Here is a 22,875-nt window from a genome sequence, read left to right as displayed (position 1 = left end):
TTTTGTGTTATGTGGTCAACGGGTTACAAAATCATACTCCCAATCCGTATAAAATCGCTTTCAGTTCCTTTACCATCCGGGTAAGAATCTCTTGCTCCAGTGTGTTGCAGTCCAAAAGCAGACGGTGAATCTCGGAATCGGCAGTGGAAGCCGAGTGTGTCAGACTGTCTACGAGAAGGTCGTCTGCTGATACGTTCAGTGCATTTGCGATATCAACCAGAGTATCCAGGCTCGGACGGTTGATAGCTGCTTCAATAACACTGATGTGTTTTCGGGTCATGTTAAGCTGTTCCCCAAGAGCCTCTTGCGTGATACCAGTTTGTCTGCGGGCGTTTGAAATACGCTTGCCCAAAGCTTCATAATCTATGGCCATGTGTGGTCCTCCTTATGTTTACCCGCATAAGGCTGTAACAATTATCCCGTAGAGAAAAATACATAGCAACTGGTTATAGAAGAGTTTAAGACCGCAAAAGCTCACACCCCTATCTGCTGTGTGGTCTTAGCCCACTTTGCTACCTGCTATGTAGCAGAACATGAAACGTGCTACATGATAGGTAGCAGTCAAATCATCAATCAAACCTTATAATATAAATGTAGAAAAGACTGCACATGGAAAGGAACGATGATGACGAGCAAAGGAGAAAAAGGGATTCTTACATTATATAGTGATGTACAGGCGACTTCTGTTCGTTGGCTGTGGTATCCGTTCATAGCAGTTGGGAAGATCACATTGCTGCAAGGCGACCCCGGCGATGGTAAGTCCACAATGATGATGAATCTGATAGCAGAGTTATCTAAAGGCGGAAAGCTGCCGGATGGCAAAGCAGTTGGATTATCGCAGAGGGTCATTTACCAGTGTTCAGAAGATGGTGTGTCAGATACCATCAAGCCCCGGCTGGAAAAGTGTGGGGCAGATTGTGGGAATGTGGCTTTTATAAATGAAGAAACATACAGTGACCTGACACTGGATGATGAACGCATCCGACAGGCTATTATAGAATTTCGGCCACGGCTTGTGGTTATTGACCCGATACAGGCATATCTCGGAAGTGATTCTGACCTTCAGATTGCAGGCAGAGCAAGAAAGCTGATGCAGCGTCTTGGAATGTGGGCATCTGTATATGATTGCGCCATTGTGCTGATCGGTCACCTCAACAAAAAAGAGGGAACAAAAGGCCTGTATCGGAGCCTTGGCAGTATTGATGTGGTGGCGGCTGCCCGGAGTGTCCTGCAGGTGGAGCGAGATCCAAAGAACACAGATGTCCGTATCGTCCGGCAGATAAAAAACAGTCTGGCTCCGTCAGATGGAGAAATCAAATTTTCGATAACAGCGGAGCAGGGCTTCCAATGGCTGGAATGTGAAATAGCACAGGACCCGGCAGCAGAGCCGGAAACACCAGTATTTGAATCAAAGTCTGAAAAAGCAGCCTACCTGATTAAGAAGCTGCTTTCAGAAGATGATATGAGATCCAGAGAAATCTATATGCGGTTGAGCGATGAAGGTATTAGCCGTAGAACAGCAGAAAACACAAAGAAAGAACTCGGCATCCGAAGTTATCGGAAGATGCGCCAGTGGTATTGGAGCATAAAACCGGGGGAATGAGAGGAACTATAGAATGAGCAGTGGAACAGAAGCGATAGATCGTAAGCAGAGAATTAGAGACCGATATAGAGGCGTGGATACTTCCGAACTGGAGGTTATCCCGGCCAAAATTGTGGAGGGGCTTGGAGAAAGCACCTCTATTCGTCGTGTCGCTGCCTATGTACGTGTTTCCACTGACAATGATGAACAGACCTCCTCGTATGAGCTTCAGAAAAATTATTATACGGATTACATTAAGGCACAGCCCGGCTGGGAATTTGTTGGCATCTATGATGATGAAGGCATTAGTGGCACTTCGCTGGCACACCGCAAAGGAATGCAGCAGCTGATCGAGGATTGTAAGGCGGGAAAGATTGACCTGATCCTTACAAAGTCCATCGCCCGTTTTGCCAGAAATATCGTTGACTGCCTTTCTGTTATCGAAACGCTGAAAAATCTTGACCCGCCTGTAGGGGTGAAATTTGAAGCGGACAATATCTACACCCTGGACAGTAACGGACGCATGATCCTGACGATTCTGGCATCCGTGGCAGAGGAAGAATCCCATTCCAAATCAATTATCATGAACTGGTCGATTGATCGGCGGTTCAGCCGTGGACTTTTCCTTACGCCGGCGTTGCTTGGATATGACCAGGATGAGGATGGTAACCTTGTGGTGAATCAGGATGAGGCCCAGACAGTAAAGGTTATTTATTACCTGTACCTGAATGGATTTTCGCTAAAGGATATTGCGGAACTTCTGACAGATTACGAGCGGAAGACGAAGCTGGGAAACACGGAATGGAATCCGGGCACGATTGCCGGCATCATTGCAAATGAACGCCATTGTGGGGATGTGCTGGCGAGAAAGACTTTCACACCAAACTTCCTTACGCACAAGGCAAAGAAGAACAACAATGATCGAACGCAGTACCGTCAGCGGGACCATCACGAGGCGATTGTTTCCAGAGATGTTTTCAATGCGGCCAATCATCTGCGCGCATCCCGGACGTATAAAAAGAAAAATCATCCGTTGCCAGTTTTGAGTGTGGTAGATGATGGCGTCCTTCGCGGATATGTGCCTTTTGATAAGGATTGGACAGGTTTCTCGGCAGAGGAATACCGGGAAGCATCCGAAAGCGTCATGCGGGAAAAACAGTCCAACACGGTAGAAGTAAGGAAGCGTCTGGATCTTACTGGCTATGAAGTAGTCCGGGCACAGTATTTTGCAACCTTGCAGAATCCGGCGATGACGATTTCAAACGGAAGGCTGCGGTTTAATGCTGCCTGTCTGAAAAAGTTTGATGATGTGGAGTATGTAGAATTGCTTCTGAATTCGGTTGACAGATGTATTGCCATTCGGCCGTGCGAAAAGAGCAATCCGAATGCAATCCGCTGGGGTAGATTGAAAGAAGGACGCTGGTGTGCAAGTACCCTTGGGTGTCGAGGACTGGCAAAGGCTCTTTTTGATATCATGGAGTGGGACGAAGATTTGAAGTACCGCTTCCGTGGGCAGCTTGTGGAGCAGGGAGGCGATAAGCTGATGCTCTTTGAACTGGATGAGCCGGAGATGATCAAGGTGGAGGAAATCGTCCTGCCACCTAAGGAGGAAGAATCGGAAGGCGAAACAGTTAAAAAGACGATTTATATTTTCCCACCGGAATGGGCGGGGACTTTTGGCCAGCCAATCACGAGTGTCGCACAGATTGGTATTTTGCAGCAGGAGCATTATGCCGGCAATTGGGATGTACTTCGGCCGGCATCAGAAATTAAGGAAATGAACATTTTTACCGCAGATGGTCTAAATACACTGCTCCATGAAGCGGAAGAAATAATGGAAGGATGGATTGACATAGATGGAGGAAAACAAAACGTTAATGCCGCCGAAGGAGCAGGCATTGGAGACTGAAAGAGATGCAAAGGCTGAAGAACTGGAGAGCACTTTTTCATATGATGGATATCAAGTGGTGCGAAAAGAACTGTTCGCTCACCTCCGGGACCCGGCAATTGTGATTCGAAAAGACAGCATCACATTTAACACAGCCTGCATCAGTGGGCTGGAAGATGTGGTTTATGTACACGTCATGTTCAACAGTGATTTGAAGCGCATCGTTGTACGCGGCTGTGATGAAAATGATAAGGACGCTTTGCGCTGGTGTATTGCGAAGCCGGACAAGCGGAAGAGCAGAAAAATGTCCTGTAAGCCTTTTTCAGAATTGGTTTATAACGAGATGGGCTGGGATAGTGACTGCCGCTATAAGATACTGGGGTATCGAATCAACTTTGAAGGGGAGACCTTGTATGTTTTTGACCTGCTTGTGCCAGAAATTTTCCACGAAGGTCAGAAACGGAAGAAAGGGGAAAGTGCGCCGCAATCAGAAGAAACAAAGCCTGTGAATACCAGAAAGGGATTTTACCCGGATGATATTGCGGGTACTTTTGGCGTGCCTGTAGAAGAACACCTGAAAGAATCAGAAGTGAAGCAAATAGATGGATATGTGTCGATGGGCATCCTGACGGGGACGGCCCCCGGTGCCAGTGCGGATTAGAATGATAAAAAGAAACCAAGGGGGAAGTGCGCCCATTTTTAGGAGGAGGTGAGTAGATTGCAGGAACAGAAAATATGGCACGCCGGTGTTCTCGGTATGACATTAAACGTGGATGAAGGACGGATCACCATTTTTCGCAGCACACTTGAAACGCTCGGCTGGCCGTCACACTATCGGTTTTTATACAATCCCCAAATGAATCAGATCGCCGTGCAGGTATGCAGTGCGGCAGATGCAGGAGCTCATCGAGTGGGAAAACTGAATGAGTTCAGCAGCTGTGAGATCAAGTGCGTGGCCTTCGTGCGAATGGTTTATAAAAATGCCAAATGGAATAAATGCAGATCTTATCGTATGATTGGAAATCTGTTCCCGGAGCAGAGGTTGGTCAGCTTTCAAATTCAAGAAGCACTGCCGATTGAAAATGGGAGAGTGCTGGACGGAACAGTAAGCCCCACGTTTGCCCTGTGTCGGGCAGAAGGCTCTCCATCGCAAAACAATCCCACCCCGGAAGAAAAAGCCGACAGTGGGGAAATGTGAGGGGCGTGTGGCGAAGCAAAGGAAGAGCCCAGCACTGAAAAATAGAATATCCGAAATTAAAGAAGCCCACTTGGTTACCATCCGGCTTGCTTAAAGCATAGCAGGCAGGAACGGAAACCAGGTAGGCTTTTTTCAATAATCAAATAAGTGAGCTTTTTGCACCGATATTTAGGTCATCAATTTTCGAGTTGATGACCTATTTTTTGCGTCTAAAAACGTAGAAACACTATATGTAGTGGTTAATGATTATTTTATACCGACATATTGTATTTTGCCGAAGAAATGAGTAGTAAAGGAATCTCCTCTAACCGAACGCAGGTAGTGAGATGTACATGGTGAAAACGCCGTAAAAATAGCGTATTTGCGGCACATTTTGAGAGATGGGTAGAGTTGCGAGAGCGGTTTTTATCTCGCTACCTAGGTTCAGTAACAGCAGATGATTTTATCATAAGAACTTTCAGTATCACCTGAACAATTTTAATTACCAGCTGACACCTTCCATCATCCTAGAAATGCACAACTTCATCGACAAGGTGGATTGGAAAGAAACGGAGAAGAAGGATTACGTCCTCTACTTCGGCCGCTTCTCTGAGGAGAAGGGCATCGGCACACTCATCAAGGTCTGTAAGGAGTTGTCGGATGTGCAGTTCATCTTCGCCGGTAAAATGGATTCCATGAACAGCTTTTATTAACAAATTCTCTAAATGCAGCAACAAATTGATTTTTTTCATAGACCTTCAATGACTTAGGTGTGACCTGTGCACCACCCATTGGTCCCCAAATCACCTTTGCACCTTTAGCCTTATACATCTCACTTGGAATCCTGTAATCATTCATAGTAACATGATGGATTACATCAAAACGGATTCCTGAATGTTTAACCCAAAGCCATGCCCAATGCTGCCATAAAATATAATACATATGATGAAAAGCGGAATGCTTTGCTGCACATAATACCCAATCATATATATATCCATTCCATAATCACCTAGCAGCATCCATAACTTTTCTCCACAATGGTAATGTTCAATCTGCACGGCAATAACAAAAAGCAGAAAGACACCAATAACGGTTACTGCGGTTGCCAAAATCCAAGACTGAGACTTATAGATCCTAACAAACGCAAGCATCATATATCCCACAGAAACAACCGCTATTATCACTATTCCTTTTACTGACATCAGTAGTTCGGAATTCTTTATTTTTTCATAAATATGCTTTCTCACAGCACCACCCATAAAGTAAATCCATGCGTAACTAAGGAAAAAACCAACAACATATCCAGACTGTTTGAAGACAATAGTGTTTAGCATATATAGTACAAACATAGTACCCGTAGGTATTGAATGTGAGCCGATTCGTGTTGACGATTATACCGGCAAGAAGATGACCTTCTTCCATGATCCGGATGGTCTGCCACTGGAGCTGCACGAATAAGCATGGGAAAGAAAAGAGCGTATAAATCTCGGAAGCCCGGTGGAGGACGAAAGAAGCTGAAGCCGGAGTACGATGCCGGGAAAAATCTGAAAGAGCAGATGGAAAGTGCTGTGGCACTTTATGATTCTGAGATGTCCTTGCAGGCCATCGGCGAAGAACTGGGATTAAATCCAATCAAAGTAAGAAAGCTGCTCATCACGGCCGGTGTGTATGAATCAGAAGTGGCGGGGAAGGTGCAAGCTACCTTTCAAGAATACCGTGAAACACAAGACTACAAAACCTCCATACTCTCAACTGCAAACACCCTGAAACTTTCCAAAGCCTCCGTCACCTCGTACCTGCCATATCGGAAAGGTGTGTACTTCACAAGCACTGCAGAAAAAGGGAAGATCAGTGTCGGAGCAGAGCGGCAGCGGAGATATAGAGCAATGAAGCGGTGGAGGGATGAGCCAACAGAAGAAAATTTCTGGGGTGTGGTTCTGGCCTATACTGGAGTAAAATTTAAGACCTACTCCGGGTTGCCATTCTCTTACGAAATTAAAAAGGGCAGGAACGGCGAGTACACAAAAGAACTGTGGATTGACCGCCGGGAGAAGAGTAAGAGTTTGGCATGGAGTTCAGTACTGCTGGCACTGAAGAATATTAAAGAAGAAGTAGTAGAGAGACCCAAAGCTCTGGGCGATATCCGGGGAGTGACCTACATATACGGAATGTTCTATCGGTTCGGGCTAATCGATGTGCCGGACGAAGTGAAGGAGAAGATGGGTCATCCGAAAAACCGCAAAAAACAGGTTGCTATGTACAGAAGTGTGCGGTAATATGTGCCATAACTGAGGATGTGAATCTCAGTTGGGAAGGATGGCAGCCTTCCTATTGAGCTGAGTGAAATCAGCCAGTGGTGGGGGACAGACCCGAAGAAGAAAAAGCAGATACAGATTGATATCGTCGGAACTCCTGTTGAGGGCAAAGACTATATCATCGGTTCATGCAAATACCGGAATGAGGAAATCGGTGTGGATGAACTCGATTTGATTCGGGATTATGCTTCAGTTTTTGGAAAGGGCAACAACTATCACTACTATATCTTCTCGAAAGGCGGATTCACGGATGGGCTTTTCTTATGCCTGCGAGGAGGTGGTTACGCAAATAGCATCCAGAATCCAGGGCATCACCGTTGAAATCGGCGGCGATACCACAAAGCTCTCCAAAGCACTGGAAAGTGTAAACAAGTCAATCAATGGGACGCAGTCCGGACTGAAGGATGTCAACAAACTCCTGAAACTGGACCCTTCCAATGAGAAGCCTGAACGATATCCTTGCGGACTGCCGTTGGAGCTGCACGAATAATCATGGGAATTGTTCTCTCCAATCTATAGCAGATTCTCTGGACTTAAATCCAATCAAAATAAGAAAACTGCTCATCACGACAGGTGTGTACTTCCCAAGTACAGCAGCCAAATTATTCTGCTGTTCAAGCAAAGGTAAACGAACTTTTACATTAGTAACCTGATAGAAACAAAAGAGTGACAAACACATCAGAAAGCCTTACAATATAGGAAACACAGTTATCTTGGAACTATCAAAACAGTAATTTGGATTATAAATTACAGTATAATTAAAGATTATGGAGAATAATAAACAGCTATGTCGATTAAAGAACGAGAAGAGTTTTTATTTCAAAAATTAAGAGAAAAAGATGCCAGTATTGTAGCCGATGGAGTGATCTGCGAGCAGGAATTTTTAAATGCCAGATATAAGATCGTATATATCTTAAAAGAAGTAAATGGCGGAAAAAGCTGGGATCTGCGGGATTTTGTTTATGAGGGTGGAAGACCACAGACATGGGATAATATTGCACGCTGGACGGAAGGAATTCTGTCCTGGGAAAAAGAATTTCCGTGGTCTGAGATGGAGATAGACAATGAACAGAGACGCTTGAGGGAGTTGAAGAAAATAGCAGCGGTCAATTTGAAGAAAACTTCTGGTGGACATACTTCAAATAATGGTGAAATTTACAGGGCAGCAGTTGATCATCATGACATTATCAAGGAGCAGATTGATTTGTATAAAGCAGACTTTATTATTTGCTGTGGCACGGAGTATGCTTTTATGGATGCATGTTATAAGGACAGAGAGGTTGACTGGAAAATGACTTCAAGGGGAATCTGGTATTTCAGAGATGGCAAATCTGTTGTCATCTCATTTTCGCATCCGGAAGCAAGAGTGAAAGATGCATATTTGTTTTATGCACTGACGGATGCGGTGAAGGAAATCATGCGCTGTGAAGAGTTTGTAGAACAACTATAGGGAGTATAAGAAAAAAGAAAAAGCCTTTTGTGGCGGTTTGGTGTGATAAAAGTGCCGGAAAATACAGCGAAGAAAATGGAGATCAGATGAGAACAGCAAAATGGATTATTTTCGGAATGTTAGTAGCTTTGCTTGCAGGATGTTCTGGAAAGAAAACAGCAGAAACTTCTGCGGATGCAAAAAATGCGGAAAGTACAGATGAGAAAAATACGCTTGATTTTGTAGATGCACACGGAGAGCGTTATACGGTGGAAATCAATGAAGCAGTTGCGAAGAATCCGTATGATAAAGCATTTTTTGTAAAAAATGAAAATAAGATCAGCTATGAGGATAAGAAATATACTTCAAGGCTGGGCGTAGATGTATCTGTTTTTCAGGGAGATATTGACTGGGAGCAGGTGAAAGCAGCAGGCTATGAGTTCGCAATTTTGCGGATCGGATATCGTGGCTATGGTGAAGAAGGTACGTTAAATGCAGACGAGAAGTTTGAACAGAATATGGAAAATGCCCGAAAAGCTGGAATAGATGTGGGCGTTTATTTTTTCTCGCAGGCGGTAAATGAAGAAGAGGCAAAGGAAGAGGCTGATTTTGTTCTGGAACATTTGAAAGGGCAGGAGCTTCAGATGCCGGTTGTGTATGATCCAGAGCATATTCTGGAAGACGAAGCACGGACGGATGGTGTAACGGGAGAACAATTTACCCAAAATGCGAAGGTATTTTGTAAAGAAATAGAAAAAGCCGGTTATGATGCCATGATTTACAGCAATATGCTGTGGGAAGCGTATGAACTGGATCTGGAAAAGCTGTTGGATTATCCGGTCTGGTATGCAGATTATGAAGAACTTCCGCAGACGCCGTATAGGTTCAGTATGTGGCAGTATTCCAGTACAGGAAGCGTGGCGGGGATTGAAGGAAATGTGGATCTGAATATCCAATTGCTTAAAAAATAAAAAATCTATAGTTGTAATCTTGTGGTCGGCGAAAAAATATAGTATAATTGAAAAAAAGAACATATGTTCTCTTGAAAAATGTAAGGAGGTGCCGCGAATGCCGGAGCAGACACGCAGTTATGTAGCAATTGATCTGAAATCTTTTTATGCTTCGGTGGAGTGCAAGGAACGGAATTTGGATCCGCTTACGACGAATCTGGTTGTAGCCGATCCGGAGAGGACAACGAAGACGATCTGTCTTGCTGTTTCTCCTGCGCTGAAAGCATATGGGATTCCGGGAAGGGCAAGACTTTTTGAGGTTGTCCGGAAGGTGAAGGAGATCAACGGCGAGCGAAAGCGGAAAAATGGAGGACATGAATTTACCGGGCAATCCTGTGACACCGGGGAATTAAAGGCAGACCGAAGCTTTGCACTGGATTATATCACGGCGGTTCCGAGGATGGCACTCTATATGAAGTACAGCACCCGGATTTATGACATTTACCTGAAGTATGTTGCACCGGAAGACATACATGTCTATTCAATCGATGAGGTTTTTATGGATGTTACCGATTATCTGCATACTTACCGGCTGACACCGGAAGAACTTGCAGGAAAGATAATGCGGGAAATCTATGAGCAGACCGGGATTACGGCGACAGCTGGAATTGGTACGAATTTGTATCTGGCGAAGATTGCGATGGATATTATGGCAAAGCATAGCGAACCGGATGAGAATGGTTTCCGGTTTGCAAGTCTGGATGAGATGAGTTATCGCAGATCTTTGTGGAATCACAGACCGCTTACGGATTTTTGGCGTGTGGGAAGAGGCTATGCGAAAAAGCTGGAACAATGTGGACTGTATACCATGGGAGATATTGCCAGATGTTCGGTTGGAAAAGAGAATGAATTTTATAACGAAGAGCTTTTGTATAAAATGTTCGGTGTGAATGCAGAACTTCTGATCGATCATGCATGGGGGTGGGAACCGTGTACGATTGTGGATGTAAAAGCGTATCAGCCGGAGCATAACAGTGTTGGCGCAGGCCAGGTACTACATTGCCCGTATGATGCCCAAAAGGCGAAAATTGTGGTTAAAGAGATGCTGGACCTTTTGACACTTGATCTTGTAGAAAAGCATCTGGTTACGGATCAGATCGTGCTGACTGTCGGATATGATATCGAGAATCTGACAAGTGGAAAAGGTTATACAGGGGAGGTGACAGTGGACCGGTATGGAAGAAAGATTCCAAAGCATGCACATGGAACAGCGAATCTACGAGAGTATACAGCTTCTGCGAGAATGATAACGGATGCAGTGATGGAACTGTATGACCGGATTGTGAATCCGCATTTGATGGTGCGGCGGATTTCGATGGCAGCGAATCACGTATTGGATGAAAAGAAAGCGGCAGATAAGACAGAATTCCGGCAACTGGATCTGTTTACTGATTTTACCGAAGACAATGAAAAGAAGCAGCAGGATGAGAAGCTTGAACGGGAGAAGAAGATGCAGGAGGCAGTGCTTTCGATTAAGAAGAAGTATGGGAAGAATGCAATTCTGAAGGGACTTAATTTTCAGGAAGGAGCCACTACCAAAGCGCGGAATGAGCAGATCGGAGGACATAAGGCATGACAGGATATGAGGATATCATTCATTTAGCGCATCATGTATCGGTCAGACATCCGCAGATGTCAAGGGAGGACAGAGCGGCGCAGTTTGCCCCGTTTGCAGCGCTGACCGGACATAAAGATGCAATCAGGGAGACCGAAAGACTGACCGAGCGGAAACGCAGACTCAGTGAGGATTGCAGACAGATACTGGATCTGTATTTACGGGAAGTATGCCAGAGTCAGGCACCACGGGAAGTGGATTTTGAATATTTTGTACCGGATCAGAAAAAAGAAGGTGGCTCTTACAAGAAGAAGTCCGGATGTATCCGGAGGATTGACACCTATCTGAATGAAATCGTATTACAGAGTGGAGACCGGATTCCGCTTGATGAAATCGTAGACATTGATGGAGTGATTGCCGCGGCTGATGAAGTGTGATAGAATAAATTTTATAATTTCATGGACAAATGCCCATAAATTCAGAAAAGATACAGAAAACCAGGCAGGGAGAATGGAAAGAATGAAACCAGTTTACGAAAGATTCATCGAAAATCCGGATTTTACGAAACCGGATTTTGTCGAATTGATAAAATGCGCAGAAGATCCGGAGGCAGTCCGGAGACTGAAAGAGGAAGCAGTCCGTATCCGGGAGATTTATTATGGGAAAAAGGTATTTACCAGAGGGCTGATCGAATATACCAATTATTGTAAGAATGACTGCTATTACTGCGGAATCCGTAAGAGTAATACGAATGCAAAGCGCTACCGTCTGACAGAGGATGAGATCATGGCATGCTGTGAGAATGGGTATGAGCTTGGATTCCGGACGTTTGTGCTACAGGGCGGAGAAGATGCTTATTATACGGATGACCGGATGGTGGCGATTATTAAAAAAATCAAGGAAGCATATCCGGAATGTGCACTGACTTTGTCTATCGGAGAGAAGTCTTATGAGAGTTACAAGAGATTCCGGGAAGCCGGAGCGGATCGTTACCTGCTTCGTCATGAGACGGCGAATGAAGAGCATTACCGGAAGCTACATCCGGAGAAAATGAGTCTCGCAGTCCGGAAGAATTGTCTGTATGATCTGAAGAAGCTTGGTTATCAGGTGGGGGCTGGCATGATGGTTGGTTCACCTTATCAGACGACAGAAGATCTGGCAGAAGACCTGGTATTCTTGAAAGAATTGCAGCCGGAGATGGTGGGAATCGGACCGTTTATCCCACATCATGATACGCAGTTTGCAAAAGAACCGGCAGGAAGTGTGGAGATGACACTGTTTTTGCTCGCTGTGATCCGAATCCTGCTGCCGAAGGTACTTCTTCCGGCAACGACAGCACTTGGGACGATGGATCCGCTTGGAAGAGAGAAAGGGCTGCAGGCAGGAGCCAATGTCGTGATGCCGAACCTTTCTCCGGTGAAGAACCGGAAGCAGTATGAGCTGTATGACAACAAGATCTGTACCGGTGAAGAGGCAGCAGAATGTCGCGGATGTATGGGGAGACGAGTAGCAAGTGTTGGATATGAGCTGGTGACAGAGCGTGGGGATGCAGTGTAGAATCGAACGGATTTTCTGTAAAAAATCACTAAAATCCTGTTTCTGATTTTGAACAGATATTACAAAGAAGAAAATTTATTTTGAATAATTAAAAGGAATTCGGAGAAAGAAAACATTTTTCGATACATTTCGGTGGATTTCGCAAGCTGTCAAACCGGTATTTTCAGTAGCAAAAGAATCTCCCTTTTTACCACTAGGAAAGTACACCGCAGATATGCTACTATATAGAAGTCGACAATACTTATACGCGTAAGAACAGGAGGAACTTGATTTAGCCGTTTCTAATAAAAGACCGCAAGCCTTTCTTGTAACATGCGGTATCAGAAATAGAATATTTTATTTTGAAGCATATGGAAATTGTATATAGATAACCATATATACAAAACGGACATCGGGGAATGGAACTGTAAAAGGTTTCGTTCCCCGGTGTTTTGTTGGAGAATGAAAAGTATCGTTTGAATTTATGGGTGAATTTTTGTTTCAGGCTTCTGTTTCAGGCTTCTGAATTTTATCCCTACCGAAATTTACAGTTTTATGGTATGATGAAAAAGTATGTAATCATTGCAGAAAAAGTCGTTTATGATAAAAATATGAGGATTACATGAAAGAGGAAGCTAGCCTGGAAAAGATCTTGTTTCCGATTCCAGATTTTGGGAGGAATATAATTTGAGTAAGAAAAATGAGTATCAGGGACATTTGATCCGTGAGGTTTACCCGGATTCAATTGCCGAGGCGATGGAGATCGAGCCGGGAGATGTCCTTCTACGAATAAACAACCAGAAAATAGAGGACGTTTTTGATTATCGTTACATGATCAAGGATGAGTATGTAGAAGTGCTGATCCGCAAGCCGGACGGGGAAGAATGGCTTCTGGAGATCGAGAAAGAGTATGATGATGACCTTGGCGTAGAATTTGAAAATGGTCTGATGAGCGACTACCGTTCCTGCAGCAACAAGTGTATTTTCTGTTTTATCGACCAGATGCCGCCGGGAATGCGTGAGACCTTGTATTTTAAAGATGATGATTCCCGTCTGTCTTTCCTGCAGGGCAATTATATTACCCTGACGAATATGAAGCAGAAAGATGTGGATCGTATTATCGAGATGCAGCTTGCGCCGATCAATATTTCTGTGCAGACAACGAACCCGGAGCTGCGCTGCAAGATGCTCCACAATCGTTTCGCCGGAGAAAAGCTGAAATTCCTGGATGATCTGTATGCCGGACATGTGGAGATGAATGGGCAGATCGTACTGTGCAAGGGAGTTAATGATAAGGATGAGCTGAAGCGTTCTATCGAAGATCTGATGAAGTATCTGCCGTTTATGCGGAGTGTGTCAGTGGTTCCGGCAGGACTTTCCAAATACAGGGAGGGACTTTATCCACTGGAGCTTTTTGATAAAGAAGAAGCGGAAGAGGTCATTGATCTGATCGAGAGCTATCAGAAGAAGGCGTATGACGAGTTTGGACTTCATTTTATCCATGCAAGTGACGAGTGGTATATCCTTGCAGAGCGGGATTTCCCAGAGGAAGGACGCTATGACGGATATATCCAGCTGGAAAATGGTGTTGGTATGATGCGGCTTCTACGGGATGAATTTTACCATGCCTTTGAAGAGCTTCAGGAAAGTGAAGAATATCCAAAGTTAAAAGAAGGGATCGCACGGACATTTACCATTGCGACTGCAAAGCTTGCGTATCCGACAATTCAGGAATTTGCAGACAGGATCACGGAAGCATTTCCAAAAGTAAAGATCACGGTTGTCTGCATCCGTAATGATTTCTTTGGTGAGACGATCACCGTATCCGGTCTGATTACCGGACAGGATCTGGTGGCACAGTTAAAAGAGAGAAAAGAAGCAGGAGAGGATCTGGGAGATACTCTGCAGATTCCGATCAATATGCTGCGAAGCGGAGAAGAGGTCTTTCTGGATGATCTGACGGTGCAGGACGTGGAAGCGGCACTTGGCATGACGGTGAAGGCAGTGGAGTCCGGTGGTAAGGATTTTCTTGACGCGGCACTGAATTTGGATTATCATACAGAACGAAACAATGAGAATTTTGTATACATCAAAGCATACGACAGAGAGGATGAGTAACTTGAAATTTTCAAAACAGATGTCAGAATCAATTAAACTTGGTGTGATCCTTGCGATTGCCGGTGGATTTATGGATGCCTATTCCTATATGTGCAGAGGAAAAGTATTTGCCAATGCACAAACCGGAAATATTCTGCTTCTTGGAATCAATATTTCAGAGAGAAACTGGCATATGGCACTCCACTATCTGGTTCCGGTGCTGGCATTTGCCATTGGAATCGCCCTTGCGGATCTGGTGAAAATACGGACGAAAGATCTGACACTTCTGCACTGGAGACAGATTTCGGTATTCTGTGAGGCAGTGATCCTACTGAGTGTCAGCTTTATCCCACAGGATTTTAATCTGGTGGCGAATGCACTCACATCCCTTGCGTGTGGGATTCAGGTGGAAAGCTTCCGCAAAATCCATGGAAACGGAATTGCAACCACCATGTGCATCGGAAACTTACGAAGTGCGACCCAGCATATGTGCAGTTATGCGAACACGAAGGATAAAGAGTATATCAAGAAAGGACTTTTGTACTATGGAATCATCTTCTTCTTTGTGATCGGTGCAGTTATCGGAAATGCCTGTGTGGAAATGTTTGCTGAAAAGGCACTTCTGATCGCTTCTGCAATTCTGGCAGTTGCTTTTGTGATGATGTTTGTTGATGGAGAAAAAGAACAATGCAAATAAAGCAGATCGCGTATATAAGATCTGATTTTGTGGAGAAATTCGGGATTCCGCGACAGAGTAATCTTGCGGATACCCGGGCAGAAATCCATTTTCTGCCGGAATATCAGAATGCGGATGCACTGCGGGAAATCGAGGCGTATGATTATCTGTGGCTGATCTGGGAATTTTCGGAATCTATCCGGGATACCTGGAGCCCGACGGTACGTCCACCGCGGCTTGGTGGTAACAGACGGGTGGGAGTTTTTGCCACCCGTTCTCCATTTCGCCCGAATCCGATCGGACTTTCTTCAGTAAAGCTTATTGGGGTGGAATTCCGGGAAAAAGAAGGCCCGGTGCTGATCGTGGAAGGTGCGGATCTTCTGGATATGACGCCGATCTACGATATCAAGCCCTACCTTCCATACGTGGATAGCCACCCGGAGGCAAAAGGCGGTTTCGCGGAAGAAAAGAAAGATTATAAATTGGATGTGAATTTCCCGGAAATGTATTTGGAACAGATTCCGGCTGAAAAAAGAGCAGCACTGATTCAGATCCTGGAGCAGGATCCGAGACCTTCTTATCAAAAGGATCCAGTCCGGATTTACGGCATGTCTTACGCGGGAATGGAAATTCATTTCCGAGTAGACAAAGAAACACTTTATGTGACGGAGGTAGAAAGGTCATGAAAATCTATCTGGCGCCAATGGAGGGCATTACAGGTGAGGTATACCGCAGGGCGTATCACACCTTTTTTGAACCAATGGATAAATATTTTACACCATTTTTAAATCCAAACCCGAAAGGCAAATTCAGCAGACAGGAATGGAATGAGATCCTTCCGGAAAATAATGAGGGCATGTATACCGTTCCGCAGATCCTGACCAACCGCGCCGAGGATTTCATCCGCCTGGCCCGGCAGTTGAAAGAATTCGGATATGAAGAAGTCAATCTGAATCTCGGCTGCCCCTCCAAAACAGTTGTCAACCGGAAAAGGGGATCCGGTTTTTTGTTTTATCCCGATGAACTGAATCATTTCCTTGCCGAAGTTTTCGATCAACTCGATATGAAAATCTCTATCAAAACAAGAAGCGGTAAATATGATCAGGAAGAGTTCGAAGAGCTTCTGGATATCTATAACCAATATCCTCTGGAAGAACTGATCCTTCACCCAAGAGTCCAGCAGGATTACTACAAAAACAAACCCGACTGGACCACTTTTGCCTACGCCTGCCGGAACAGCAAAAATCCTCTGGTCTATAATGGAGACATTTTTTGTGCGGAAGACTACAAAATTTTCCAGGAGAAATTTCCCGAAGCAGAATGCATCATGCTCGGAAGAGGAATTCTGATGAACCCATTTCTTCCGGCAGTTATAAAAGGGAAATCTACATTTGACACCAAGAAGATTGCTACATTCTGCGATCATCTTCTTGATGCCTATATCGAAAAATCTCCGGAAGAAAAAAACGCAGTAGTCAAAATGAAAGAACTCTGGTGGTATCTTGGCAAAAACTTTAAAAACAACGAAGAATATCTGACGCAAATCCGCAAAAGCCAGACCATCCGGGAATACCGGATGGCGGTTGAATGTTTATTGAAAGAGTGCCCATATGAATAAAGCGTATCTTCAAGAAACACCTTCCACCTGGAACAACGGTCAAGCGCCCCTTCCCCAGTTTTATCAATTTCTCGTACTGTGGAAAAAGAGTAAATTTTAGTCGAGTGTCTAAGTCCCAAAAAGAATGGGACAGGACTCTTTTTGGGACGCATCTTGCGACAAAACCCCCCTATTTTCTAGTAAAATTGCATAAAACCACAGGCGTTAGCTTTGACTAAGATTCACAAAAATCTGAAAAACATTAGAATTTAAACTAATTTTCTGATAAAATAAAGAAGTAGAGATTCGGCAAGTTTAAGAAAGAAGGAAGAAAATGTACGAAGTAGGAGATTTGATTGTTTATGGCCGGACAGGAATTTGTGAAGTGACTGAAATTACGACGCTGAAAATGGATGGAGTGCCGAAGGACAAACTGTATTATATTCTGAGACCGGTACGTGAAAAGCGTGGAAAAGTATTTACACCGGTAGACAATGAAAAAATTGTCATGCGAAGAGTCATTTCCAAAGAAGAAGCAGAAGAATTGATCCGTGAGATTCCACAGATCGAAGGACTCTGGATTGGAAGCGAGAAGCAGAGAGAGGAAAAGTACAAGGAATGCATGAAAAGCTGCAAATGTGCAGAATGGGTGCGGATCATCAAGACCCTTTATCAGCGGAAGATGTCCCGCCTGAAGCAGGGAAAGAAGATCACGGCGACTGACGAGCGCTATCTGAGGATGGCAGAAGGCAACCTGTATTCGGAGCTTTCCATAGCACTTGGGATTCCGGAGAGCGGAATGGAAGCCTATATCACGAATCAAATAAATGAGACAGAGGAAACAGAGGAACCGGTACTTTGCTGATGCAAGGAACCGGTTCTTCCGGGTATAATGGATGTGAAAAAAATGGTGGTAGCAGCGAAAAAGGGTGATTTTACAGAACATTTGCCACTTCCTGTTTTTTGTGAAAAATGGGTTCTTCAAATAGAGAGCATTCTATGCTATACTGTTTTAGATAAGACAAAAAATGAGGTGTAATCATGGATAAAGAATTAGAACTTGTGGAGCATAAAGCTTCAATCCTGATAGATGCGTTACCATATATCAGAGACTTTAATCAGAAGACAGTAGTTATCGAGTACGGATGTGCCGAGTGGCTCAGCGGAGTGGAAGAGCAGAGACTGATGCAGGATATCGTTCTTTTAAAGAGCGTTGGTATGCGTCCGATCGTGGTACATGATACCCGTATGGGACTGGACAAATTCCGTGAAAATAAGCGGATTGCCAAGCTTCTTGAACTCTGTGGAGTTAAGGCAATCGGTATCTGCGGCGTGGATACAGAGACGATTGGTCTGATGCTGGACAATGATTATATTCCGGTCATCGTGCCAAATGATATCGACAACGAAAGCGAATATATTGATCCAAGAGAGACTGCACTTGAGATTGCAGAGAAGATGCAGGCGGACAAGCTGGTTTATCTGTCAAAATATCCTGGAATCTACAAAGACGAAGAGAGAAAAGATATTTATTATAAGATTACCGTCCCGGAAGTAGAAAAACTGCGCAAAGAACGTAATTTCCCGAAAGAATTTGACGAGATCATCGGCTATGGTCTTCAGGCATCAAAAAATGGTGTCAACCGTGTACATATTCTGGACGGAAGAATCCGTCACGTTCTTCTGATCGAATTCTTCAGTGTAAACGGAGCCGGAACGATCTTCATTGAAACAGAAGCAAAATTATATCTTCACGAACTTGGCAAATAGGAGACGGCTCGATGAAGAAAATGACAGGAAAGAATACACTGATGCTCTTTTTGACCGCATTTATCTGGGGAACAGCTTTTGTAGCACAGAGCGTGGGGATGGATTATATCGGGCCCTTTACATTTACCTGTGTACGCTCTTTGATCGGTGGGATTTTTCTGATTCCATGTATCTGTTTCCTGGACAAATGGCGTGCGAAAAATGACGGAGCAGAAAGACAGAAAAAAACAGATAGGAAAGAAGAAAAAAAGAATGTCATCCTGGGTGGAATCTGTTGTGGACTGGCACTTTGTGTGGCAAGTAACCTGCAGCAGATCGGAATACAGTACACAACGGTAGGAAAAGCCGGATTTATTACAGCACTTTATATCGTGCTTGTGCCGATCTTTGGAATTTTTCTGAAAAAGAAAGCCGGAGTGAGAATCTGGATAAGCGTGGCAATTTCTGTCGCAGGCTTGTATTTGCTGTGTATTACCGATAAGCTGGTACTTGCAAAAGGAGACATTCTGGTACTGCTATGTGCGGTTGTATTTACCATCCACATTCTGGTGATCGATTATTTTTCACCAAAAGCAGACGGTGTGCGGATCGCCTGCACCCAGTTCTTTATAACCGGAGTTTTGTCGGCAATTCCAATGTTTTTATTTGAAACACCACGGCTGTCAGATATTTTCGCAGCAGCAGTACCGGTACTTTATGCCGGAGTTCTCTCAAGTGGTGTAGCCTATACCCTCCAGATCGTGGCACAAAAAGATGCCGATCCAACCGTGGCATCCCTGATCCTCAGTCTGGAGTCCGTATTCTCTGTCCTCGGAGGCTGGGTGATATTAGGTCAGAAACTAAGTATCCGAGAAATAGCAGGATGCATTCTGATGTTCAGCGCCATCATCCTCGCCCAGTTGCCAGAAAATAAAGAAGCATAGCTCTTCAATTGTTGAAATTGCGGAAAGCATACAACATTGTGGTGTCAAAGCAAAACCGCTCAGTGAGTCAAAGCTACCGCTTTCCGTTTGTTACATTGAACAAATGCCAAAACATATAAATCAGGGAAAAACCAGCAGAATGTACAAATGATCTTGTTTCAATTCCAATTGTTGTGCAATGGAGAGAAGACTCAAAAATCATTGAAGCCATTGCTGAAAATGATTTTTGCTTTCAGAGGCTTCACGGAATGGTTTGCACAACGGAAGTGAAACAAGATTATTTGTACATTCTGCGTCAATTCCTCCAATTCTACAAAATTTTGCGCTGCCCACCCTCAATGTAATAAACTTAGAACTTCCATTTTAAACCTAGGTATGCTATACTAAATCCAGGTATGCGAAAGTATCTTAAAAACCAAGAGACAGGAGCAAAGACAGATGAAAAGAGTTCTTTTAAAATTAAGCGGAGAAGCACTTGCAGGAGACAAAAAGACAGGTTTTGATGAGGCAACATGCATTGGCGTTGCAAAGCAGGTAAAGCAGATCGTAGATCAGGGAATCCAGGTTGCAATCGTAACCGGAGGTGGTAATTTCTGGAGAGGAAGAACCAGTGAGACAATCGACCGTACCAAAGCTGACCAGATTGGAATGCTTGCAACGGTGATGAACTGCATCTATGTATCCGATATTTTCAGACATGTAGGCATGAAGACAGAGGTTTTCACTCCATTTGTCTGTGGAGCATTCACTTCCCTGTTTTCAAAAGATGCAGCAGTGGAAGCACTGAACGAAGGAAAAGTAATCTTTTTCGCAGGTGGCACAGGACATCCGTATTTTTCAACAGATACAGGAGCTGTTCTCCGTGCAATTGAGATTGAAGCAGATGCAATGCTTCTTGCAAAAGCAATTGACGGAATCTATGACAGCGATCCGAAGGTGAATCCGGAAGCGAAGAAGTATGATGAGATTTCTATTCAGGAAATCATCGATAAGAAGCTTATGGCAGTAGATCTGACCGCATCGATCATGTGCCTTGAGAATAAGATGCCGATGCTGGTATTCGGACTGAACGAAGAGAACAGTATCGTAGAAACAATGAGCGGTAATTTCAACGGAACAAAGGTGACTGTATAAGCAGCACCCATTAAGGGAGGATAACATATGAACGAAAAATTAAAAATATACGATGAAAAGATGCAGAAAACCATCCATGCACTGGATACAGAGCTTGCTTCTATCCGTGCAGGACGTGCAAACCCGAATATTCTGAACAAATTAACGGTAGAATATTATGGAACACCGACACCGATCCAGCAGGTAGCGAACATTTCTGTTCCGGAAGCACGTATGATTCAGATCCAGCCATGGGAAAAGAAGATCATCAAAGATATTGAGAAAGCAATCCTGATGTCTGATATCGGAATCAATCCAACAAACGATGGTACTGTTATCCGTCTGGTATTCCCGGAACTGACAGAGGAACGAAGAAAAGAACTGGTGAAAGATGTTAAGAAAAAAGGAGAAGCATCCAAGGTTGCAGTCCGTAACATCCGCCGTGATGGAAATGATGCATTCAAGAAGCTGAAAGGCACAGACGTTTCAGAGGATGAAATTCAGGATCTTGAAGATCAGATCCAGAAGCTGACTGACAAATACATCAAGGAAGTTGATGCAGCAGTCGATGCAAAGTCAAAAGAAGTTATGACAGTATAAGAAGGAAAGATAAGGGGCGGCGAGATGTTTGGCGCCTCTTTTCCTTTTTTATATCAGCAAATTTAGTATCAATCAAGAGAGGATTAAAAGATGAATGTACCGCAGCATATAGCCATTATCCTTGACGGTAACGGACGATGGGCGAAAGCAAAAGGGATGCCGAGAAACTACGGGCATGTGCAGGGCAGCAAGAATGTGGAAAAGATCTGTGAGGCTGCTTATAAGATGGGTGTCAAATATCTGACGGTCTATGCGTTTTCCACAGAGAACTGGAGTCGACCGAAGAGTGAAGTGGATGCACTGATGAAGCTTCTTCGTAACTATATGAAAACCTGTCTGAAGACGGCGGAAAAGAACCGGATGCGTGTCCGTGTGATCGGAGATAAGACAGGTCTGGATGAAGATATCCGTACCAGAATTAAGGAACTGGAAGAGGCATCAAAAAATAATGACGGACTGAATTTCCAGATTGCGATCAATTATGGAAGCAGAGATGAGATGATCCGTGCCATGCGAAAAATGACAAAAGACTGTGCAGATGGCAGATTTGCACCGGAAGAGATTACAGAAGAACTGTTTGAAGGATATCTGGATACACATGGGATTCCGGATCCGGATCTTCTGATCCGTACCAGCGGAGAACTCAGACTTTCCAATTATTTGTTATGGCAGCTTGCTTATGCAGAATTTTATTTTACAGATGTTCCGTGGCCGGATTTTTCAAAAGAAGAATTAGAAAAAGCAATTGAGCAATATAATAGCAGAGACAGAAGATACGGCGGAATCAAGGAGGACGAAGAAAATGTTTAAGACAAGATTACTCAGCGGAATTGTACTGGTTATCATTGCATTTGCAACGATCTTCCTTGGTGGGGATGTATTGTTTGCAACACTTCTGATCATCAGTCTGATCGGAGTTTCCGAGCTTTACAAGGTTGTAAAGATTGAGAAAGCACCACTCGGAATCGTAGGCTATATAGGTGTAGTTGCATATTATTTTCTGATCCGTGCACAGAAAAAAGAAGATTTGATGATGTTTGCAATCATTTTGCTGATCCTTGTAATGGCAGTTTATGTATTTGCCTTTCCGAAATATGTGTCTGAACAGGTAATGACTGCGTACTTTGGCGTATTTTATGTGGCGATTATGTTATCCTATATTTATCAGACACGTCTGTTGAAAGACGGACTTTTCCTCGTGGGACTTGTATTTTTATGTTCCTGGGGATGTGATACCTGTGCGTACTGTGTGGGTGTACTGATCGGAAAGCATAAGATGGCACCGAAGCTCAGCCCGAAGAAATCCATAGAGGGCGGAATCGGTGGACTTGCAGGCGCAGCACTTCTCGGCGCGCTTTACGCTCTTGCAATCAATAAATGGGGTGGTGCTTTGGCAGGAGTCGGCGAATATGCGCTGATCTGTTTTGTTGGTGGAATCATTTCCATGATCGGGGATCTTGCAGCATCTGCGATCAAGAGAAATCATGAGATCAAGGATTACGGAAAACTGATTCCGGGACACGGTGGAATCCTGGACCGTTTCGACAGTGTGATCTTCACGGCTCCGGTGATTTATTATCTGGCAGTTGCACTGATGTAATCTGACA

General features: G+C 44.2%; 27 protein-coding genes and 1 pseudogene. 25 read left to right on the top strand and 3 right to left on the bottom strand.

The features are described from left to right. Positions 1–31: 31 nt before the first annotated feature. On the bottom strand, positions 32–373 hold the full coding sequence (locus PGQ33_RS01425; protein WP_270205106.1) for a helix-turn-helix domain-containing protein: 342 nt from the start codon (positions 371–373) through the stop codon (positions 32–34). Positions 374–622: 249 nt separating this feature from the next. On the opposite strand from PGQ33_RS01425, the gene PGQ33_RS01420 reads away from it, so the two are divergent. The 4 genes from PGQ33_RS01420 to PGQ33_RS01405 are packed head-to-tail and all read left to right on the top strand — an operon-like array spanning position 623 to position 4,668. Then, positions 623–1,603, top strand: a complete 981-nt coding sequence (locus PGQ33_RS01420) for an AAA family ATPase (protein ID WP_270203369.1) — start codon at positions 623–625, stop codon at positions 1,601–1,603. Positions 1,604–1,616: 13 nt separating this feature from the next. Next, positions 1,617–3,491 carry a recombinase family protein gene (locus tag PGQ33_RS01415; protein WP_270203368.1) on the top strand — a complete coding sequence of 625 codons (1,875 nt, stop codon included), beginning with the start codon at positions 1,617–1,619 and terminating at the stop codon, positions 3,489–3,491. Further along, complete coding sequence (locus PGQ33_RS01410) at positions 3,439–4,131, top strand: integrase (protein ID WP_270203366.1); 693 nt, start codon at positions 3,439–3,441, stop codon at positions 4,129–4,131. Before PGQ33_RS01415 ends, PGQ33_RS01410 begins: the two co-directional genes overlap by 53 nt. A 48-nt stretch (positions 4,132–4,179) precedes the next feature. Further along, positions 4,180–4,668 carry a hypothetical protein gene (locus PGQ33_RS01405; RefSeq protein ID WP_270203365.1) on the top strand — a complete coding sequence of 163 codons (489 nt, stop codon included), beginning with the start codon at positions 4,180–4,182 and terminating at the stop codon, positions 4,666–4,668. Between the two features lie 506 nt (positions 4,669–5,174). Here the strand turns inward: PGQ33_RS01405 and PGQ33_RS16735 are convergent. Continuing rightward, a complete protein-coding gene (locus PGQ33_RS16735; RefSeq protein WP_330663200.1) occupies positions 5,175–5,399 on the bottom strand; it encodes a hypothetical protein in 225 nt (74 codons plus the stop codon). Between the two features lie 120 nt (positions 5,400–5,519). Then, entirely contained in the window at positions 5,520–5,906 is a 387-nt protein-coding gene (locus PGQ33_RS01395; protein WP_270205105.1) for a hypothetical protein, read from the bottom strand. A gap of 100 nt (positions 5,907–6,006) precedes the next feature. Between PGQ33_RS01395 and PGQ33_RS01390 the strand changes: the two are divergent. From PGQ33_RS01390 to PGQ33_RS01290, 21 genes and pseudogenes are all read left to right on the top strand, one after another. Then, positions 6,007–6,105: pseudogene (locus tag PGQ33_RS01390) on the top strand (VOC family protein); the annotation flags it as partial. 2 nt (positions 6,106–6,107) lie between these two features. Beyond that, complete coding sequence (locus tag PGQ33_RS01385; protein ID WP_270205104.1) at positions 6,108–6,923, top strand: hypothetical protein; 816 nt, start codon at positions 6,108–6,110, stop codon at positions 6,921–6,923. 24 nt (positions 6,924–6,947) lie between these two features. Further along, entirely contained in the window at positions 6,948–7,283 is a 336-nt protein-coding gene (locus tag PGQ33_RS16925; RefSeq protein ID WP_270205173.1) for a DUF234 domain-containing protein, read from the top strand. Next, complete coding sequence (locus PGQ33_RS01375; RefSeq protein WP_270205103.1) at positions 7,213–7,452, top strand: hypothetical protein; 240 nt, start codon at positions 7,213–7,215, stop codon at positions 7,450–7,452. The genes PGQ33_RS16925 and PGQ33_RS01375 overlap by 71 nt, the downstream gene beginning before the upstream one ends. 297 nt (positions 7,453–7,749) lie before the next feature. Next, positions 7,750–8,412 carry a hypothetical protein gene (locus PGQ33_RS01370; protein ID WP_270205102.1) on the top strand — a complete coding sequence of 221 codons (663 nt, stop codon included), beginning with the start codon at positions 7,750–7,752 and terminating at the stop codon, positions 8,410–8,412. Between the two features lie 29 nt (positions 8,413–8,441). Continuing rightward, the gene (locus PGQ33_RS01365; protein ID WP_270205101.1) at positions 8,442–9,362 is read left to right on the top strand and encodes a glycoside hydrolase family 25 protein; all 921 of its coding nucleotides are present in this window, start codon (positions 8,442–8,444) and stop codon (positions 9,360–9,362) included. 97 nt (positions 9,363–9,459) lie between these two features. Then, complete coding sequence (locus PGQ33_RS01360) at positions 9,460–10,977, top strand: Y-family DNA polymerase (protein WP_117834520.1); 1,518 nt, start codon at positions 9,460–9,462, stop codon at positions 10,975–10,977. After that, complete coding sequence (locus PGQ33_RS01355) at positions 10,974–11,393, top strand: hypothetical protein (protein ID WP_270205100.1); 420 nt, start codon at positions 10,974–10,976, stop codon at positions 11,391–11,393. Before PGQ33_RS01360 ends, PGQ33_RS01355 begins: the two co-directional genes overlap by 4 nt. 73 nt (positions 11,394–11,466) lie before the next feature. Beyond that, positions 11,467–12,513, top strand: coding sequence for a [FeFe] hydrogenase H-cluster radical SAM maturase HydE (gene hydE / locus PGQ33_RS01350; RefSeq protein ID WP_008372385.1), 1,047 nt, complete (start codon positions 11,467–11,469; stop codon positions 12,511–12,513). A gap of 666 nt (positions 12,514–13,179) precedes the next feature. Continuing rightward, positions 13,180–14,610, top strand: coding sequence for a DUF512 domain-containing protein (locus PGQ33_RS01345; RefSeq protein WP_173686306.1), 1,431 nt, complete (start codon positions 13,180–13,182; stop codon positions 14,608–14,610). Between the two features lies 1 nt (position 14,611). Beyond that, on the top strand, positions 14,612–15,286 hold the full coding sequence (locus tag PGQ33_RS01340) for a YoaK family protein (RefSeq protein WP_022220568.1): 675 nt from the start codon (positions 14,612–14,614) through the stop codon (positions 15,284–15,286). Continuing rightward, entirely contained in the window at positions 15,277–15,951 is a 675-nt protein-coding gene (tsaA, locus tag PGQ33_RS01335; RefSeq protein ID WP_175306051.1) for a tRNA (N6-threonylcarbamoyladenosine(37)-N6)-methyltransferase TrmO, read from the top strand. The genes PGQ33_RS01340 and tsaA overlap by 10 nt, the downstream gene beginning before the upstream one ends. Then, positions 15,948–16,883 carry a tRNA dihydrouridine synthase gene (locus PGQ33_RS01330; protein ID WP_270205099.1) on the top strand — a complete coding sequence of 312 codons (936 nt, stop codon included), beginning with the start codon at positions 15,948–15,950 and terminating at the stop codon, positions 16,881–16,883. The genes tsaA and PGQ33_RS01330 overlap by 4 nt, the downstream gene beginning before the upstream one ends. A 313-nt stretch (positions 16,884–17,196) precedes the next feature. Continuing rightward, positions 17,197–17,727, top strand: coding sequence for a CarD family transcriptional regulator (locus PGQ33_RS01325; protein WP_055248256.1), 531 nt, complete (start codon positions 17,197–17,199; stop codon positions 17,725–17,727). 42 nt (positions 17,728–17,769) lie between these two features. Then, the gene (locus tag PGQ33_RS01320) at positions 17,770–17,901 is read left to right on the top strand and encodes a hypothetical protein (RefSeq protein WP_264472215.1); all 132 of its coding nucleotides are present in this window, start codon (positions 17,770–17,772) and stop codon (positions 17,899–17,901) included. A gap of 2 nt (positions 17,902–17,903) precedes the next feature. After that, positions 17,904–18,632, top strand: a complete 729-nt coding sequence (locus tag PGQ33_RS01315; RefSeq protein WP_195250031.1) for an amino acid kinase family protein — start codon at positions 17,904–17,906, stop codon at positions 18,630–18,632. Positions 18,633–18,643: 11 nt separating this feature from the next. Continuing rightward, complete coding sequence (locus PGQ33_RS01310) at positions 18,644–19,555, top strand: DMT family transporter (RefSeq protein ID WP_270205098.1); 912 nt, start codon at positions 18,644–18,646, stop codon at positions 19,553–19,555. Positions 19,556–19,993: 438 nt separating this feature from the next. Beyond that, complete coding sequence (pyrH, locus tag PGQ33_RS01305) at positions 19,994–20,689, top strand: UMP kinase (RefSeq protein WP_022220574.1); 696 nt, start codon at positions 19,994–19,996, stop codon at positions 20,687–20,689. Positions 20,690–20,716: 27 nt separating this feature from the next. Beyond that, positions 20,717–21,268 carry a ribosome recycling factor gene (frr, locus tag PGQ33_RS01300; protein WP_008372365.1) on the top strand — a complete coding sequence of 184 codons (552 nt, stop codon included), beginning with the start codon at positions 20,717–20,719 and terminating at the stop codon, positions 21,266–21,268. Between the two features lie 90 nt (positions 21,269–21,358). Further along, the gene (locus PGQ33_RS01295; RefSeq protein ID WP_270205097.1) at positions 21,359–22,078 is read left to right on the top strand and encodes an isoprenyl transferase; all 720 of its coding nucleotides are present in this window, start codon (positions 21,359–21,361) and stop codon (positions 22,076–22,078) included. Further along, entirely contained in the window at positions 22,071–22,868 is a 798-nt protein-coding gene (locus PGQ33_RS01290) for a phosphatidate cytidylyltransferase (RefSeq protein ID WP_270205096.1), read from the top strand. Before PGQ33_RS01295 ends, PGQ33_RS01290 begins: the two co-directional genes overlap by 8 nt. The last annotated feature ends 7 nt before the right edge of the window (positions 22,869–22,875 follow it).

It is taken from the genome of Coprococcus sp. AM100_B19A (genome assembly GCF_027662015.1).
Classification (GTDB): Bacteria; Bacillota; Clostridia; order Lachnospirales; family Lachnospiraceae; genus Allocoprococcus; species Allocoprococcus comes.
This window is presented reverse-complemented; position numbering and strand designations above follow the sequence as displayed.

What these genes read in the sequence shown, in the direction of transcription:
- PGQ33_RS01415 (WP_270203368.1), top strand. Translation starts at nt 1,617, where the DNA reads ATGAGCAGTGGAACAGAAGCGATAGATCGTAAGCAGAGAATTAGAGAC.
- PGQ33_RS01370 (WP_270205102.1), top strand. Translation starts at nt 7,750, where the DNA reads ATGTCGATTAAAGAACGAGAAGAGTTTTTATTTCAAAAATTAAGAGAA.
- PGQ33_RS01420 (WP_270203369.1), top strand. Translation starts at nt 623, where the DNA reads ATGATGACGAGCAAAGGAGAAAAAGGGATTCTTACATTATATAGTGAT.
- PGQ33_RS01295 (WP_270205097.1), top strand. Translation starts at nt 21,359, where the DNA reads ATGAATGTACCGCAGCATATAGCCATTATCCTTGACGGTAACGGACGA.
- PGQ33_RS01395 (WP_270205105.1), bottom strand. Translation starts at nt 5,906, where the DNA reads ATGGGTGGTGCTGTGAGAAAGCATATTTATGAAAAAATAAAGAATTCC.
- PGQ33_RS01375 (WP_270205103.1), top strand. Translation starts at nt 7,213, where the DNA reads ATGGGCTTTTCTTATGCCTGCGAGGAGGTGGTTACGCAAATAGCATCC.
- PGQ33_RS01385 (WP_270205104.1), top strand. Translation starts at nt 6,108, where the DNA reads ATGGGAAAGAAAAGAGCGTATAAATCTCGGAAGCCCGGTGGAGGACGA.
- PGQ33_RS01330 (WP_270205099.1), top strand. Translation starts at nt 15,948, where the DNA reads ATGAAAATCTATCTGGCGCCAATGGAGGGCATTACAGGTGAGGTATAC.
- frr (WP_008372365.1), top strand. Translation starts at nt 20,717, where the DNA reads ATGAACGAAAAATTAAAAATATACGATGAAAAGATGCAGAAAACCATC.
- PGQ33_RS01410 (WP_270203366.1), top strand. Translation starts at nt 3,439, where the DNA reads ATGGAGGAAAACAAAACGTTAATGCCGCCGAAGGAGCAGGCATTGGAG.
- PGQ33_RS01325 (WP_055248256.1), top strand. Translation starts at nt 17,197, where the DNA reads ATGTACGAAGTAGGAGATTTGATTGTTTATGGCCGGACAGGAATTTGT.
- PGQ33_RS01320 (WP_264472215.1), top strand. Translation starts at nt 17,770, where the DNA reads ATGGTGGTAGCAGCGAAAAAGGGTGATTTTACAGAACATTTGCCACTT.
- PGQ33_RS01310 (WP_270205098.1), top strand. Translation starts at nt 18,644, where the DNA reads ATGAAGAAAATGACAGGAAAGAATACACTGATGCTCTTTTTGACCGCA.
- PGQ33_RS01290 (WP_270205096.1), top strand. Translation starts at nt 22,071, where the DNA reads ATGTTTAAGACAAGATTACTCAGCGGAATTGTACTGGTTATCATTGCA.
- PGQ33_RS01355 (WP_270205100.1), top strand. Translation starts at nt 10,974, where the DNA reads ATGACAGGATATGAGGATATCATTCATTTAGCGCATCATGTATCGGTC.
- PGQ33_RS16735 (WP_330663200.1), bottom strand. Translation starts at nt 5,399, where the DNA reads ATGAAAAAAATCAATTTGTTGCTGCATTTAGAGAATTTGTTAATAAAA.
- tsaA (WP_175306051.1), top strand. Translation starts at nt 15,277, where the DNA reads ATGCAAATAAAGCAGATCGCGTATATAAGATCTGATTTTGTGGAGAAA.
- pyrH (WP_022220574.1), top strand. Translation starts at nt 19,994, where the DNA reads ATGAAAAGAGTTCTTTTAAAATTAAGCGGAGAAGCACTTGCAGGAGAC.
- PGQ33_RS01360 (WP_117834520.1), top strand. Translation starts at nt 9,460, where the DNA reads ATGCCGGAGCAGACACGCAGTTATGTAGCAATTGATCTGAAATCTTTT.
- hydE (WP_008372385.1), top strand. Translation starts at nt 11,467, where the DNA reads ATGGAAAGAATGAAACCAGTTTACGAAAGATTCATCGAAAATCCGGAT.
- PGQ33_RS01425 (WP_270205106.1), bottom strand. Translation starts at nt 373, where the DNA reads ATGGCCATAGATTATGAAGCTTTGGGCAAGCGTATTTCAAACGCCCGC.
- PGQ33_RS01315 (WP_195250031.1), top strand. Translation starts at nt 17,904, where the DNA reads ATGGATAAAGAATTAGAACTTGTGGAGCATAAAGCTTCAATCCTGATA.